General features: G+C 69.3%; 11 protein-coding genes. 5 read left to right on the top strand and 6 right to left on the bottom strand.

Going from position 1 to position 14,078, the window contains the following annotated elements; all coding sequences use genetic code 11:
* Positions 1–151 precede the first annotated feature (151 nt).
* Positions 152–3,289 (bottom strand): isoleucine--tRNA ligase, encoded by a 3,138-nt coding sequence (ileS, locus tag OOK40_RS07010; protein WP_266477390.1) that lies wholly within the window; start codon positions 3,287–3,289, stop codon positions 152–154.
* Between the two features lie 572 nt (positions 3,290–3,861).
* Here ileS and OOK40_RS07015 point away from each other — a divergent pair.
* The 4 genes from OOK40_RS07015 to OOK40_RS07030 all read left to right on the top strand — a co-directional run bounded on the left by OOK40_RS07015 (position 3,862) and on the right by OOK40_RS07030 (position 7,208).
* Positions 3,862–5,022: a TraR/DksA C4-type zinc finger protein gene (locus tag OOK40_RS07015; RefSeq protein WP_266477392.1), complete on the top strand. Its 1,161-nt coding sequence runs from the start codon at positions 3,862–3,864 to the stop codon at positions 5,020–5,022.
* Between the two features lie 196 nt (positions 5,023–5,218).
* The gene (gene lspA, locus OOK40_RS07020) at positions 5,219–5,779 is read left to right on the top strand and encodes a signal peptidase II (protein ID WP_266477393.1); all 561 of its coding nucleotides are present in this window, start codon (positions 5,219–5,221) and stop codon (positions 5,777–5,779) included.
* A gap of 17 nt (positions 5,780–5,796) precedes the next feature.
* Positions 5,797–6,738 carry an RluA family pseudouridine synthase gene (locus OOK40_RS07025; RefSeq protein ID WP_266477394.1) on the top strand — a complete coding sequence of 314 codons (942 nt, stop codon included), beginning with the start codon at positions 5,797–5,799 and terminating at the stop codon, positions 6,736–6,738.
* Complete coding sequence (locus OOK40_RS07030; RefSeq protein WP_266477395.1) at positions 6,735–7,208, top strand: GNAT family N-acetyltransferase; 474 nt, start codon at positions 6,735–6,737, stop codon at positions 7,206–7,208. The genes OOK40_RS07025 and OOK40_RS07030 overlap by 4 nt, the downstream gene beginning before the upstream one ends.
* A 127-nt stretch (positions 7,209–7,335) precedes the next feature.
* Here the strand turns inward: OOK40_RS07030 and OOK40_RS07035 are convergent, their stop codons facing one another.
* Positions 7,336–8,472, bottom strand: a complete 1,137-nt coding sequence (locus OOK40_RS07035; protein ID WP_266477396.1) for a mechanosensitive ion channel family protein — start codon at positions 8,470–8,472, stop codon at positions 7,336–7,338.
* A gap of 36 nt (positions 8,473–8,508) precedes the next feature.
* Between OOK40_RS07035 and OOK40_RS07040 the strand changes: the two genes are divergently transcribed.
* Positions 8,509–9,087: a dienelactone hydrolase family protein gene (locus tag OOK40_RS07040; protein WP_266477397.1), complete on the top strand. Its 579-nt coding sequence runs from the start codon at positions 8,509–8,511 to the stop codon at positions 9,085–9,087.
* A 53-nt stretch (positions 9,088–9,140) separates the two neighbouring features.
* On the opposite strand, the gene OOK40_RS07045 is transcribed toward OOK40_RS07040, so the two are convergent.
* The 4 genes from OOK40_RS07045 to OOK40_RS07060 form a co-directional block, all read right to left on the bottom strand.
* The gene (locus OOK40_RS07045; protein WP_266477398.1) at positions 9,141–10,064 is read right to left on the bottom strand and encodes a zinc metalloprotease; all 924 of its coding nucleotides are present in this window, start codon (positions 10,062–10,064) and stop codon (positions 9,141–9,143) included.
* A gap of 345 nt (positions 10,065–10,409) precedes the next feature.
* Positions 10,410–12,062: an alkaline phosphatase gene (locus OOK40_RS07050; protein ID WP_266477400.1), complete on the bottom strand. Its 1,653-nt coding sequence runs from the start codon at positions 12,060–12,062 to the stop codon at positions 10,410–10,412.
* 394 nt (positions 12,063–12,456) lie between these two features.
* On the bottom strand, positions 12,457–13,272 hold the full coding sequence (locus OOK40_RS07055) for a DsbA family protein (RefSeq protein ID WP_266477401.1): 816 nt from the start codon (positions 13,270–13,272) through the stop codon (positions 12,457–12,459).
* 62 nt (positions 13,273–13,334) lie between these two features.
* Positions 13,335–14,021 (bottom strand): hypothetical protein, encoded by a 687-nt coding sequence (locus OOK40_RS07060; protein WP_266477402.1) that lies wholly within the window; start codon positions 14,019–14,021, stop codon positions 13,335–13,337.
* Between the last annotated feature and the right edge of the window lie 57 nt (positions 14,022–14,078).

A 14,078-nucleotide genomic window follows, 5' to 3' on the forward strand; every position in this document is an offset into this window, starting at 1 on the left:
GGGCTCCGCCCCCGAACCCCCGCGCCTCAAACGCCGGCGGGGCTGAATTTCGCGTCCGGGGGTCTGGGGGCTTGCCCCCAGTTCGGGAAGGGGCGTGGTGGGGAACAGCAAAAGAGGCCCGAGCCGAAGCCCGGGCCCCTCGCTGGGGCGGCTACGCCTTGCGGAGGCGGAACGTCAGGGACAGGGCCTCGTCCGTGAACGGGGTGCCGAATGTGGCGTCCGCCGGGGTCGTCGTGAACGTCGTCGCCAGGACCTCGTCCGCGATCAGGCCCGCGTGCTCCGTCAGGGCCTCCGTCATGGACGGGTCCGTCGACGACCAGCTCACCGCGATACGGTCAGCGACGTCCAGGCCGCTGTTCTTGCGGGCCTCCTGGATCAGCCGGATCGCGTCACGCGCCAGGCCCGCGAGCCGCAGCTCCGGAGTGATCTCCAGGTCCAGCGCGACCGTCGCGCCCGAGTCGGACGCCACCGACCAGCCCTCGCGCGGGGTCTCCGTGATGATGACCTCCTCCGGGGAGAGGGTCACCTCCTCGCCGTTCACGGAGACGCTCGCGGTGCCCGAGCGCAGCGCCAGGGACAGGGCCGCCGCATCGGCCGCGGCCACCGCCTTGGCCACGTCCTGGACGCCCTTGCCGAACCGCTTGCCCAGTGCCCGGAAGTTCGCCTTGGCCGTCGTGTCGACCAGCGAGCCGCCGACCTCGGAGAGCGAGGCCAGGGAGGAGACGTTGAGCTCCTCGGTGATCTGGGCGTGGAGTTCGGGGGAGAGGGACTCGAAGCCCGCCGCGGCGACCAGCGCCCGCGAGAGCGGCTGGCGCGTCTTGACCCCGGACTCCGCGCGGGTGGCGCGGCCCAGCTCCACCAGGCGGCGTACGAGCGCCATCTGGGAGGACAGAGCGGGGTCGATGGCGTCCAGATCGGCTGCCGGCCAGGTCGACAGATGGACCGACTCGGGGGCGTCCGGCGTCACCGGGACGACCAGGTCCTGCCAGACCCGCTCCGTGATGAAGGGGGTCAGCGGGGCCATCAGCCGGGTCACCGTCTCGACGACGTCGTGCAGCGTACGCAGCGCGGCCGGGTCGCCCTGCCAGAAGCGGCGGCGCGAGCGGCGCACGTACCAGTTGGACAAGTCGTCGACGAACGAGGACAGAAGCTTTCCGGCGCGCTGGGTGTCGTACGCCTCCAGGGCCGAAGTGACCTGGTCCACCAGCGCGTTGAGCTCGCTCAGCAGCCAGCGGTCCAGCACCGTGCGCTCGGCCGGGGCCGGATCGGCCGCGGACGGCGCCCAGTTGGACGTGCGCGCGTACAGGGCCTGGAAGGCCACCGTGTTCCAGTACGTGAGGAGCGTCTTGCGCACGACCTCCTGGATCGTGCCGTGGCCCACACGCCGCGCCGCCCATGGCGAGCCGCCGGCCGCCATGAACCAGCGCACCGCGTCCGCGCCGTGCTGGTCCATCAGCGGGATCGGCTGGAGGATGTTCCCCAGGTGCTTGGACATCTTGCGGCCGTCCTCGGCGAGGATGTGGCCGAGGCAGACCACGTTCTCGTACGACGACTTGTCGAAGACGAGCGTGCCGACGGCCATCAGCGTGTAGAACCATCCACGCGTCTGGTCGATGGCCTCCGAGATGAACTGCGCCGGGTAGCGCTTCTCGAAGAGCTCCTTGTTCTTGTACGGGTAGCCCCACTGCGCGAATGGCATCGAACCCGAGTCGTACCAGGCGTCGATGACCTCGGGGACGCGCGTCGCCGTCTTCCGGCAGGTCGGGCAGGCGAAGGTCACCTCGTCGATGAACGGCCGGTGCGGGTCCAGCGCCGACTGGTCCGTGCCCGTCAGCTCGCCGAGCTCGGCGCGTGAGCCGACGCAGGTGAGGTGGTTGTCCTCGCAGCGCCAGATCGGCAGCGGCGTGCCCCAGTAGCGGTTACGGGACAGGGCCCAGTCGATGTTGTTGTTCAGCCAGTCGCCGTACCGGCCCTGCTTGACCGAGTCCGGGATCCAGTTGGTGTTCTCGTTCTCCTCGAGGAGACGGTCCTTGATGGCGGTGGTGCGGATGTACCAGGACGGCTGCGCGTAGTAGAGCAGCGCGGTGTGGCAGCGCCAGCAGTGCGGGTAGCTGTGCTCGTACGGGACGTGCCTGAAGAGCAGGCCGCGGGACTCAAGATCGGGCACGAGCGTCTCGTCGGCCTTCTTGAAGAAGACGCCGCCGACCAGCGGCACGTCCTCCTCGAAGGTGCCGTCGGGGCGGACCGGGTTCACGACCGGCAGGCCGTACGCGCGGCAGACCTTGAGGTCGTCCTCACCGAAGGCGGGGGACTGGTGGACCAGACCCGTACCGTCCTCGGTCGTCACGTACTCGGCGTTGACGACGTAGTGGGCCGGGGCGGGGAACTCCACGAGCTCGAAGGGGCGCTGATACGTCCAGCGCTCCATCTCCGCGCCCGTGAAGGACTGGCCCGTGGCCTCCCAGCCTTCGCCGAGCGCCTTCTCCAGCAGCGGCTCGGCGACGACGAGCTTCTCCTCGCCGTTCGTCGCGACGACGTAGGTGACATCGGGGTGCGCGGCGACGGCGGTGTTCGAGACCAGGGTCCAGGGGGTCGTCGTCCAGACCAGCAGCGCGGCCTCGCCCGCGAGCGGGCCGGAGGTCAGTGGGAAGCGGACGAAGACGGACGGGTCCACGACCGTCTCGTAGCCCTGGGCAAGCTCGTGGTCCGAGAGACCGGTACCGCAGCGCGGGCACCAGGGGGCGACGCGGTGGTCCTGGACCAGCAGGCCCTTGTTGAAGATCTCCTTCAGCGACCACCAGACCGACTCGATGTACGAGGGGTCCATGGTGCGGTACGCGTCGTCGAGGTCGACCCAGTAGCCCATGCGGTCGGTCAGCTCGGCGAACGCGTCCGTGTGCCGGGTCACCGACTCGCGGCACTTCGCGTTGAATTCCGCGATGCCGTATGCCTCGATGTCCTTCTTGCCGGAGAAGCCGAGCTCCTTCTCGACGGCGAGCTCGACCGGCAGGCCGTGGCAGTCCCAGCCGGCCTTGCGGGCGACGTGGTAGCCGCGCATCGTGCGGAAGCGCGGGAAGACGTCCTTGAAGACGCGGGCCTCGATGTGGTGGGCGCCCGGCATGCCGTTGGCGGTGGGCGGGCCCTCGTAGAAGACCCACTCGGGGCGGCCCTCGGACTGCTCGAGGCTCTTCTGGAAGACCTTGGCCTCGCGCCAGAAGTCGAGCACCGCATGCTCGAGCGCGGGCAGATCGACCTGGGCGGGTACCTGACGGTACTGCGGTGGTGTCATCGACGAGCTCCTCCAACGGACAAAGTCTGTGCCGTCGGAGGGACGAGAGCCTGTGCTCCCGCGGTACCACCCTCCTTGGCCCGCCGACGGTGGCCGGTGAGCCCCCTCATTGGGGTCGCGATGCCGGGTCTAGTCACCCCCCGAACACTCCGAGGGCTTTCTTCCGGCGGCTCAGGGGTGATGCTTCACCTCGCGCTCGCCCCCGGGCTCTCACCGTCCCCGGGTCGCTCATGGCTGCGTACGACGCTACTCGTCCCCATCCACGCCTTTCGCTCCGCCCAGTGTACGGGCCCCTGCGTGCGGCGGCCGACCGGTTTTCACGGGGCCGTCCGCCGGGCCGTTCGCGAGCTGCGCGGTTGACCCGAATGGCCACACGCGGACCCTCGGAGTCCGGCTGCTTTTTCGCGGCGGTTACGGGGCGGGGAGCTGGGCACAACGGATGCAGGTTCGCCTTGTCACAGGCCGGGGTGGGCCGCAGCGGCGGCGTGGCCCGTTTGCCGCGGGGCCTGGGTCGATTTATCGTCCCAGCACGATTCGCGAGCAAGATCACAATATGTGAAGGGGCCGCGGCCATGGTGGCGAAGAAGATCGCCGAGAAGACGGCGTCCGCACGATCCACCGCCGCTGGAGCGGCGGCCAGGGATACGAGCGGGAAGAAGAGCACCGTGGCGAAGAAGGCCGCGGCAGGCAGTGGGAAGCAGGCGGCGAGGCCGACGACGGCGAAGGTGGCGAAGAAGGCATCGGCTGCCACGGCGACAGTGAAGAAGGTGTCGGTGGTCGTGGAGCCGGCACCCGCCAGGAAGGTGGCTGCGGCCAAGGCCACCACGAAGAAGGCCACGGCGACGAAGAAGGCGACCCCGACGAAGACGACGGCCGCCAAGAAGTCCACGGCGAAAGCCACGACCAAGAAGGCAACCACCAAGAAGGTCACGGCGAAGAAGGCCGCGGCCGAGAAGACGGCCAAGAAGAAGGCCGCGAAGACGACGGCGAAGACGGCCGCCAAGACGACTGCCAAGACGACTGCCAGGGCGAGCGCCAAAAAGGCGCCTGCGAAGACGACGAGCGCGAAGAAGGCGACGGCCGTGGACGAGACGACGACCGCAGCAACGGCCGGGACGCCGACGGCGAAGAGGGCGCCTGCCAAGAAGGCCGTGGCCAAAAAGGCCGTGAAGAAGACCACGAAGAAGGCCGCGCCCGCGGCCAAGGGGGCGGCCAAGGCCGCGAAGCAGACAGGAGCCAGGACGGTGGGAGCGAAGAAGACCGCGGGTGGGGTATCGGCCGCGGGCAAGAGCGCGACAGCGCTGCCCACGGCCCGTACAGCGGCCGCGACACCGCCGGGAGAGCTCGCGGTACGACCCGGCGAGGACCCGTGGACCCCCGAGGAGGTCGCCGAGGCGCGCGCCGAGCTGGCGGGCGAGGCGATCCGGCTGAGCAACGAGATCAGCACCTCGGAGGAGGCGCTGGTCGGGATGATGCGGGACTCCGGGGACGGCGCGGGCGACGACGATGCCGACACCGGGACGAAGAACATCACGCGCGAGCACGAGCTGGCGCTCGCCGCGAACGCGCGCGAGATGCTGGAGCAGACCGAGCGTGCGCTGCTGCGCCTGGATGCGGGGACGTACGGCCTCTGCGAGATCTGCGGGAAGCCCATCGGCAAGGCGCGGATGCAGGCGTTCCCGCGCGCGACGCTCTGCGTCGAGGACAAGCAGAAGCAGGAACGACGCGGCTAGCAGGAACGATGCGGCTGGGGCATGTCCCAGGTCCCTGACCGGTGGATCGGGCGGGGGCAGGGAGCGGGGTCCGGCACGCGCGCGCCGCGGCACGCGAGCCGGGCAAGGCCGGCCGGACAGGGCCTGGGGCCCTCTGGCTCCGTACGTGTGTGCCGTACCCTCGTGCTCAGTCAGGCACCTAGGTTGAGGGACTCACGTGGCAGAGGCGGAGCGCATCATCGGTACGCCAGATGTGGACGGCGAGGCTTCGGCGCCCGCCGAGCAGCCCAAGGGCAGGCGCAAGATCGCCGTGCTCTTCGGTGTGGCGGTCGTGGCCTACCTGATCGACCTCGTCAGCAAGATGATCGTGGTGGCCAAGCTGGAGCACCACGAGCCGATCGAGGTCATCGGCGATCTGCTGAAGTTCGAGGCGGTACGCAACCCCGGCGCCGCGTTCGGCATGGGCGAGGCCTTCACCGTGATCTTCACCTGCATCGCGGCGACCGTGATCGTCGTGATCGCCCGGCTGGCGCGCAAGCTCTACAGCCTGCCGTGGGCGATCGCGCTCGGACTGCTGCTCGGGGGTGCGCTCGGCAATCTCACCGACCGGATCTTCCGTTCGCCCGGCGTCTTCGAGGGCGCGGTCGTCGACTTCATCGCGCCCGCGCATTTCGCCGTCTTCAATCTCGCCGACTCCGCGATCGTCTGCGGCGGATTCCTCATTGTGATCCTGTCCTTCAGGGGCCTGGACCCCGACGGGACCGTCCACAAGGACTGACAAGGCATACTCGACGGGTGAGTACAGTTCCCGAGATCCGCACCCTGCCCGTACCCGATGGCCTTGAGGGCGAGCGCGTCGACGCCGCCATCTCCCGGATGTTCGGGTTCTCCCGTTCGAAAGCGGCCGACCTGGCAGCCGCCGGAAAGGTGCAGGTCGACGGCTCGGTGGTAGGAAAGTCCGAGCGGGTGCACGGCGGGGCGTGGCTCGAGGTCGAGATGCCGCAGGCGCCCGCGCCGGTGCAGATCGTCGCCGAGCCGGTCGAGGGCATGGAGATCGTGCACGACGACGACGACATCGTCGTGATCGTGAAGCCGGTCGGCGTGGCCGCGCACCCCAGCCCCGGCTGGACCGGGACCACGGTCATCGGCGGTCTCGCGGCCGCGGGCTACCGGATCTCGACGTCGGGCGCGGCCGAGCGGCAGGGGATCGTGCACCGCCTCGACGTCGGTACGTCCGGGCTGATGGTCGTCGCCAAGTCGGAGCGGGCGTACACCCTGCTGAAGGCGCAGTTCCGCGACCGCGTCGTGGACAAGCGGTACCACGCTCTGGTCCAGGGCCACCCGGACCCGCTGAGCGGGACGATCGACGCGCCCATCGGCCGGCACCCCAACCACGACTACAAGTGGGCCGTCACTGCGGACGGCAAGGCCTCCGTCACGCACTACGACCTCATCGAGGCCTTCCGTGCGGCCTCGCTGCTGGACATCAAGCTGGAGACCGGTCGTACGCACCAGATCCGCGTGCACATGTCGGCGCACAAGCACCCCTGTGTGGGCGATCTGACCTACGGCGCGGACCCGACGCTCGGGAAGCGGCTGGGGCTGACCAGGCAGTGGCTGCACGCGGTCCGCCTGGGCTTCGAGCACCCGTCGGACGGGCAGTGGGTCGAGTTCGAGAGCTCGTACCCGCAGGACCTGCAGTCGGCGCTGGACAAGATCACGGCGGAGAGTGAATGACCGGGTTCCAGGTGCGGGTGGCGGTCGGCCCGGCCGACCGTGAGGCCGCTTTCGCGGTCCGCAAGGACGTCTTCGTCGTCGAGCAGCGAGTGCCGGCGGAGATCGAGTACGACGCCTTCGACGCCGAGGACGCGGACACCGTGCATGTGCTGGCCGTCGGCGAGGACGGGGTGCCGCTCGGCACGGGACGTCTGCTGTACGGACCGGCCGCGGCGGACAAGACCGGCGGCGAGGCCTCGTTGGGTTCGCTGGGACGGCTCGCGGTGACCAAGGCGGCGCGCGGGCTGGGCGTCGGTGTGGCGCTGGTACGGGCGATCGAGGAGGCGGCGCGGGAGCGCGGCCTGGCGGCGGTGGATCTGCACGCGCAGACCCATGCGCTGGGGTTCTACGAGCGGCTGGGGTACGAGGCGTACGGGGCGGAGTTCCTGGACGCGGGTATCGGGCACCGGGCGATGCGGCGCGGGCTGTAGCGGGAGCCTCTCCCGTACCCCCGGGCGGGCGACCTCCGTACTGATCACGGCCGTTGCGCCGGGCGGGAGTCGGACAGCCCGCGTGAGACGGTGACAGCGCGCCGAACCTGCCGTCCCGAACTCGGTGTCAACCGCGGCCCCTGCGCACCCGGTTGGCGTCGCCCTCGGGCGCCTCGTCCGGCTCGTGCGGCTCCTCGGGCGGGGGCGTCGGCGAAGTGGATGCGGCGTCACGCGCGGCGGGCGAGGTCGCGACGCGCGGGAGCGCGTACGGATGCTTCTCCCACAACCAGGCGATCATCCGCTCCCGTACCACGCAGCGCGCCGTCCAGAGGTTGTCCGCGTCCTTCGCCGTGACCACCGCGCGCACCTGGATCGTGGTCGGTGTGGTGTCGGTGACAGCGAGGCTCGAGTCCCGGCCGTCCCATGCCGCGCAATCGTCCAGGATCTCCTGCAGCTTCTCGCGCATCAGCCCCACCGGCGCCGAGTGGTCGAGATGGAAGAAGACCGTCCCTGTCATCTGGGCCCCGCCGCGCGACCAGTTCTCGAACGGTTTGCCGGTGAAGTACGACACCGGCATCGTTATCCGCCGCTCGTCCCAGGTCCGTACGGCGAGGAACGTGAGCGTGACCTCCTCGACCACACCCCACTCCCCGTCCACCACCACGGTGTCGCCGATCCGCACCATGTCGCCGAACGCGATCTGGAAGCCGGCGAAGAGATTGCCGAGCGTGGACTGCGCGGCGACACCGGCGACGATGCCGATGATGCCCGCGGAAGCCAGCATCGAGGCGCCGAGCTTCTCCATGCCGGGGAAGGTCAGCAGCATCGCGGCGAACGCCACCACGGCGACGATCGCCGTGATGATCCGCATGATCAGAGTGACTTGCGTACGCACCCGCCGAACCCGGGCGGGATCGCGGGTGGAGGTGGCGTAGCGGGCGTACGTGGACTCCACGACGGCGGAGACGATCCGGGTCACCAGCCAGGCCCCGGCGCCGATCAGCACCAGCGACAGCACATGTCCGATGCCCGCTTCGTGGTCCTCGATGAGCTGCCACCTGGTCTCCTTGAAGCTGCCTCTCAGTATCGCGGTGAGCAGCACGACTTGGAGCGGCAGCCCGCAACGGCGGAGCAGACCCCACAGCGGCGTCTCGGGGTGGCGGCGGTCCACCCGGCGCAGCAGCAGGTCGAAAGCCCAGCCGAGCAGCAGCGTGAGCAAGAGCGAACCACCGAGGACGGTCAACGGGCGCAGTGCGTTCTCCATGACTCCGACGCTAACGGGAACTGGCACGATGTCCGAATGAACATCATGCTCTTCCATTCGGTCTACGGTCTGCGCCCGGCCGTTCTCGCGGCGGCCGACCGGCTGCGCGAAGCCGGGCACCAGGTTCACGTGCCCGACCTCTACGACGGGCAAACCGTCGACACCATGGAGGAGGGCAGGGAGCTCAAGGACAAGATCGGCACGGACGAGTTGCTGCGCCGCGCGATCGCGGCCTCCGCGCCGTATGCGGACCGGGGTCTGGTGTACGCGGGCTTCTCGCTCGGCGGATCGATCGCGCAGAACCTCGCGCTGGGCGATGAGAAGGCGCGCGGGCTGCTGCTTCTTCACGGCACGTCCGACATCGCCGAGGGCGCGAGCGTGGACGAGCTGCCCGTACAACTGCATGTCGCGGACCCCGACCCCTTCGAGACGCACGACTGGCTGAGCGCCTGGTATCTGCAGATGCAGCGGGCGGGCGCCGATGTGGAGATTTATCGCTGTCCGGGCGCCGGGCATCTGTACACCGACCCCGAACTGCCCGACTACGACGAGGCGTCGGCGGAGCAGACCTGGCGGGTGGCGCTGGGCTTCCTGGAATCGCTCCACGAGGACTGACGGATGCTGCCCGCCGCGGGTGCGGCGGGCAGCCAGGGCGTGCTTGAGAGGCCTCAGCCCGCCCGGTAGGCGGTCCAGCTGTCCTTCATCCGCTGCACCTGGCCCGCGGTGAACTGGTACATGCAGGAGTCGTACGTGTAGTCCATGAAGTTGTGGATCGGGTCGGCTCCCGTGTTGCGGCTGCAGGAGTCGCGGCCGGTCGGGCACTGGTACGCGGCGCTCTTCTCGGACGGCGTGTCGGAGACGTAGTCGCCCTGGCCGTTACAGCCGCCCTGGAAGGTGTGGTAGAGCCCCATCCAGTGGCCGACCTCGTGGGTCGCGGTGTCGCCCTCGTCGTAGTTGGCGGCGGAGCCACCGGGCAGTGAGGTGTCGAGGATGACGACGCCGTCCATGCCCGGGCTGGAGTTGTACGAGCTCGGGAAGGTCGCCCAGCCGAGCAGGCCGCCGCTGAGGTTGGCGGTGTAGATGTTGAGGGCGCCCGCGCCGCCCTTGCGCAGCGCGGTCTTCATCGCCTTCTCGTTGGTCGAGCCGGAAGCCAGGTTGTACCAGGAGGCGTTGTCCGTGTAGTCCGTGGCGGCCAGCGAGAACTGGAAGGTGGAGTCGGTGTTCCCGGTGCCCTGGCCGACGTACGCGGCGTTGAGGACCGCCATCTGGTTGCTGACGTCGGTCGCGCTGAGCTTGCCGGTCGTTCCGCTGTGGACGACGTGGAAGTAGACCGGGATGGTGGTCGCCGCGGCCGTCGTGAACGCTCTGCCGGTGGCGCGGGCCTTGTCGAGTCTCTTGCGCATGTCCGCGTCCATGGCCTTGGCCTGAGTGGCGGTCACTTCGTTGGGCTCGTCCGCGTGCTGGCTTCCGGGCTTGGCCGCACGGGCGTTGGCGGAAACGCTCGCAGTGTCGGCGCACTCCTGCGCGGGGGTCTTGGCGGCGGCGATCCCTGCGGGTGCGGAGAGCGGGGAGAGCACGAGAGTTCCGGCCATGACCGCGGTACCGATAAATCGGTTGCGCAAACGGGGAGATATTCGGGCAAGCGTGGGCACGTTGACTCCTAGCGGGGGGTGGGCGGAGGTGACTTCCTCGCCACTGCCGGGAGGTTATGTGCGCATGACAGATCTTGATGAGAATCGATCAAGCCCAATCAATCCATAGATCAATTGGGACATCGGGGCGAAATCTTTCAGCCAGGTCCAGACTTTGAGATGGACCGGTAACACGTGGGGTTACCAAGGCGGGTGGTGTGTCCGGATTCGGATGGCGAATTAACACCACCCGCCTGATGGCGTGATCTGTGCGTAACAGGGCGCCGAGTGGCTGGAATTCGACGGTCAGCGCACCGGCCGGTCGACCCGCTCGACGTGCTGCGTACCGGACAGGGTCCGGTAGGAGCGGGCCCACTTGGTGGTCGCGCCCTGCTGGGTCTTGTCGGAGATGACGTAGTAGTCCATCTGGGAGCGCTCGGCGGTGACGTCGAGGACGCCGTAGCCGTGGTTGTCCATGTCGATCCACTTCACATGGCGGTTGGCCGCCTTGACCGCCGCGGAGGCGATCAGCGAGACCGTGCCGGGTGCGACATGGAGGATGTCGTCGAGGTTGTCGGAGGTCACCGACGTCACGACGAACTCGGTCGCGGCCGACTGCGACAGCGGATACGTCGCCGCCTTGACCGGCACGTCGTTCGCCCACGCCATGTGGATGTCGCCGGTGAGGAAGACCGTGTTCTTGATGCCGCGCTGGGTAAGGTGCGCGAGCAGCTCCTTGCGGTCGTCCGTGTAGCCGTCCCACTGGTCGACGTTGACGGCGAGGCCCTCCTTGGGCAGGCCCAGCAACTCCGCGATCGGCTCCAGGAGATAGGCCGGTACGGAGCCGAAGGCCACCGGCGAGATCATCACCGAGGTGCCGACCAGCTTCCAGGAGGCGTCGGAAGCGGCCAGGCCGGACTTCAGCCAGTCCAGCTGGGCGCGGCCGGTGATGGAGCGGTCCGGGTCGTCCACGCCGCCGTTGCCGACCGTCGACTGCTGCGAGCGGAAGGAGCGCAGGTCCAGCAGATGCAGATCGGCGAGCTTGCCGAAGCGCAGGCGGCGGTAGACCGTGCCCTCGGTCGACGCGCGTACGGGCATCCACTCGAAGTACGCCTGGCGCGCGGCCGCGGCGCGTGCCGCCCAGTCGCCCTCGGTGCCCGGCGTGTGGTTCTCCGCGCCGCCCGACCAAGCGTCGTTGGCGAACTCGTGGTCGTCCCAGATCGCGATCACCGGGTGCGCGGCGTGCAGCGTCTGCAGGTCGGCGTCCGTCTTGTACGTGGCGTGCCGGGTGCGGTAGTCGGCGAGCGTGATGATCTCGTTCTTCGGCGAGTGCTGGCGAACGACGTACTTCGGCTCGGGGTAGCCGCCGGTCGCGTACTCGTAGATGTAGTCGCCGAGATGAAGGATGGCGTCGAGGTCGGTACGGGCGGCGAGATGGCGGTACGCCGAGAAGTAGCCAGCCTCCCAGTTGGCACAGGAGACCACACCGAAGCGGACGCCGGGGGTCGAGGCGTCGGTGGCGGGGGTGGTGCGGGTGCGGCCGACGGGGGAGACGCTGCCTCCGGCCGTGAAGCGGAAGTAATAGGCGGTGGCCTGGCGCAGGCCCCTTACGTCCACCTTGACCGTGTGGTCGGAGGCGGCCTTCGAGGTCGTGGCGCCACTGGCGACGATCTTCGTGAAGGCCTTGTCCTCCGCGACCTCCCAACCCACCGCGGTGTCGGGCCCCTTGCCGGAACCGGGCACGGCGTCGGGAGTGGGAGTGATACGCGTCCACAGCAGCACGCCGTCGGGCAGCGGGTCCCCGGAGGCGATGCCGTGCAGGAAGGCCGGGGCTTCGGCGGCGGAGGCCGAAGCGGCGGAGGTGGCGACCGCGATGGCGGGCGCGGCGACGACAGCGGTGGCGGCGGCGGCCTTGACGACCGTGCGGCGACTGGGAGTTGAGGAGAGTCTACTGGTCACGGCCGATCAGACTACTGATCGGTAGGTCGAATGGAAGAGCGAATGCGAGGGGGAATGGGGAAAGTTCGCCGGGTGGTGGGGCGGGGGTAACGGGGGCGTTGCCTGGAGGGTTGTCGTAGTCGGGCGAAGCGGTGTTTTTCCCCACCCCGCCCCTTCCCGTAACCAAGGGGGTTCGCCCCCCTGGACCCCCGTATGCGACCTTCGGCCGCATGTCCTCAAACGCCGGACGGGCTGAATGTGCGGCCGAGCCGCACATCTCAGCCTCGTGGGGGTCCCCCCGGACGAAGTCTGGGGGAGTTTGAGGCGCGGGGGTCCGGGGGCAGCGCCCCCGGTTACGGGAAGGGGCGGGGTGGGGTGAAAGCCCGCCGCAGGCGCACCCGCCCCGCCGCTTCGCTCAGCCCTGCAGCGCCTTCGCGAGCGCCGCGTTGTACTGCTCCACCGTCATCGGCGGGTTGTCCGTTCCCTCCGCCGTGACCTTCTTGCCGTTCATCTTCAGCGTCGGCGTGCCCTCGACCCCGCTCTTGCCGAACGCGTCCGACATCCTCATGGCCCAGGCGTCGAAGGTGCCGTCCTCCACGTTCTTCTTGAACTCGGCATTGCTCTTGAGTGCCGGGATCGTGTCGGCCACCTCAAGGAGGTACGAGTCCTTGGCGAACTTGTCGTCGGTCTCCTTGGGGTGCCACTTCGCCGAGTAGAGCGCGGCCTTGTACTCGGTGAAGGCCTCCGGGCTGACGTTGAGCGCCGCGCCCAGCGCGCTCAGCGCGTTCTTGGAGCCTTCGCCCGAGTCGGCGTTGTCGATGAACGTCGCGCCGACGTACTTCAGCTTGTACTTGCCCGCGTCGACGTCCTTCTTCACCGTCGGGCCGACCGCCTGCTCGAAGCTCGCGCAGACCGGGCAGCGCGAGTCCTCGTACAGCTCCAGCGTCTTCTTCGCGGACGCCTTGCCGATGACGACGGTCGTGCCGTTCTCGCCCGAGGTGTTCTTCGGCGCGGTGATGTTCTTCTCGTCCTTCGCCGACTCCCAGTGGCTCGGCTTGTTGGCCTGCATGATCGCGTAGCCGGCACCGCCCGCGATCGCGAGGACCACGATCGTCGAGCCGATGACGATGAGCTGGCGGCGGGTCTTTTCCTTCTTGGCCTGGCGCTCTCGCTCCTGGCGCAGCCGCTCGCGGGCCGCCGCCTTGTTGGCCTGGCTGTTACGTGCACTCATGCTGATTCACTCCGTGTGAGGTCGTACCCGTAAGAGGGATACGGAAAGAGGGGACTGCGGGCTCAGGCGAAGACTGCGGCCGAGCGCGGCGGTCCCCGTCGTCCGACGGAGTGCACCAGCAGGCGGGTGCGGGAGCTGCCGGGGCGGCTGAGCGCAGGGCGCACCGCGCGGCGTACGGACCGGTGTGCCGTGACCACCGCCGCCGCCAGCATCAGCGGCCGGAACGCGAAAGCGCCCACCGCCCGGACAAGCCCGGCCAGCGCGGACTCGCCGCGCCGCAGCCAGGCAGCGGCCAGCAGCCCGACCGACAGATGCGCGGCGAGCAGCAGCCAGGGCAGGGCCGGGTTGGCGGAGTGCAGCAGGGCCGCCGCCGTGCCGTGGTCGGGGCCGCCGACACCGGGCAGCGCCGTGCCGACACTGCCGCCGCACAGCACATCGAAGCCCACCGAGCGCAGCGACCCGGCGACCGGGCCCCCGCCGGGGCCGTAACAGACGTCCTGGCCGGTGGTGAAGACGGTGTCCGCGGCCAGTTCCAGCGGCACGAGCAGGCTCGCGATCCGCCAGTAGCCGCGCTCCCGGCCGGAGAGGGCGTACACGACGGCGAAGACGCCCGCCGAAAGACCGGCGACGGTGGTCAGCGGCAGCGGCACCCGGGAGAGCAGCACATGGGACGCCGCGGACAGCGTCACGACCAGTGCCGTGAAGATCGCCGCCCGCAGCGCCCTGAGCTGCATCCCTGATACGTCCATCACCGGGAGTGTCCCATGCGTCCCCGTAAGGGACTCTTAAAGGGATCCGGCCGCAAG

This window comes from Streptomyces sp. NBC_01481, from assembly GCF_026339995.1.
Lineage (GTDB): Bacteria > Actinomycetota > Actinomycetes > Streptomycetales > Streptomycetaceae > Streptomyces.

Bases quoted from the DNA above. Each gene is read 5' to 3' on its own strand.
- OOK40_RS07060 (WP_266477402.1), bottom strand. From the start codon at position 14,021: ATGGACGTATCAGGGATGCAGCTCAGGGCGCTGCGGGCGGCGATCTTC.
- OOK40_RS07030 (WP_266477395.1), top strand. From the start codon at position 6,735: ATGACCGGGTTCCAGGTGCGGGTGGCGGTCGGCCCGGCCGACCGTGAG.
- OOK40_RS07040 (WP_266477397.1), top strand. From the start codon at position 8,509: ATGAACATCATGCTCTTCCATTCGGTCTACGGTCTGCGCCCGGCCGTT.
- OOK40_RS07035 (WP_266477396.1), bottom strand. From the start codon at position 8,472: ATGGAGAACGCACTGCGCCCGTTGACCGTCCTCGGTGGTTCGCTCTTG.
- OOK40_RS07045 (WP_266477398.1), bottom strand. From the start codon at position 10,064: ATGGCCGGAACTCTCGTGCTCTCCCCGCTCTCCGCACCCGCAGGGATC.
- OOK40_RS07015 (WP_266477392.1), top strand. From the start codon at position 3,862: ATGGTGGCGAAGAAGATCGCCGAGAAGACGGCGTCCGCACGATCCACC.
- OOK40_RS07055 (WP_266477401.1), bottom strand. From the start codon at position 13,272: ATGAGTGCACGTAACAGCCAGGCCAACAAGGCGGCGGCCCGCGAGCGG.
- ileS (WP_266477390.1), bottom strand. From the start codon at position 3,289: ATGACACCACCGCAGTACCGTCAGGTACCCGCCCAGGTCGATCTGCCC.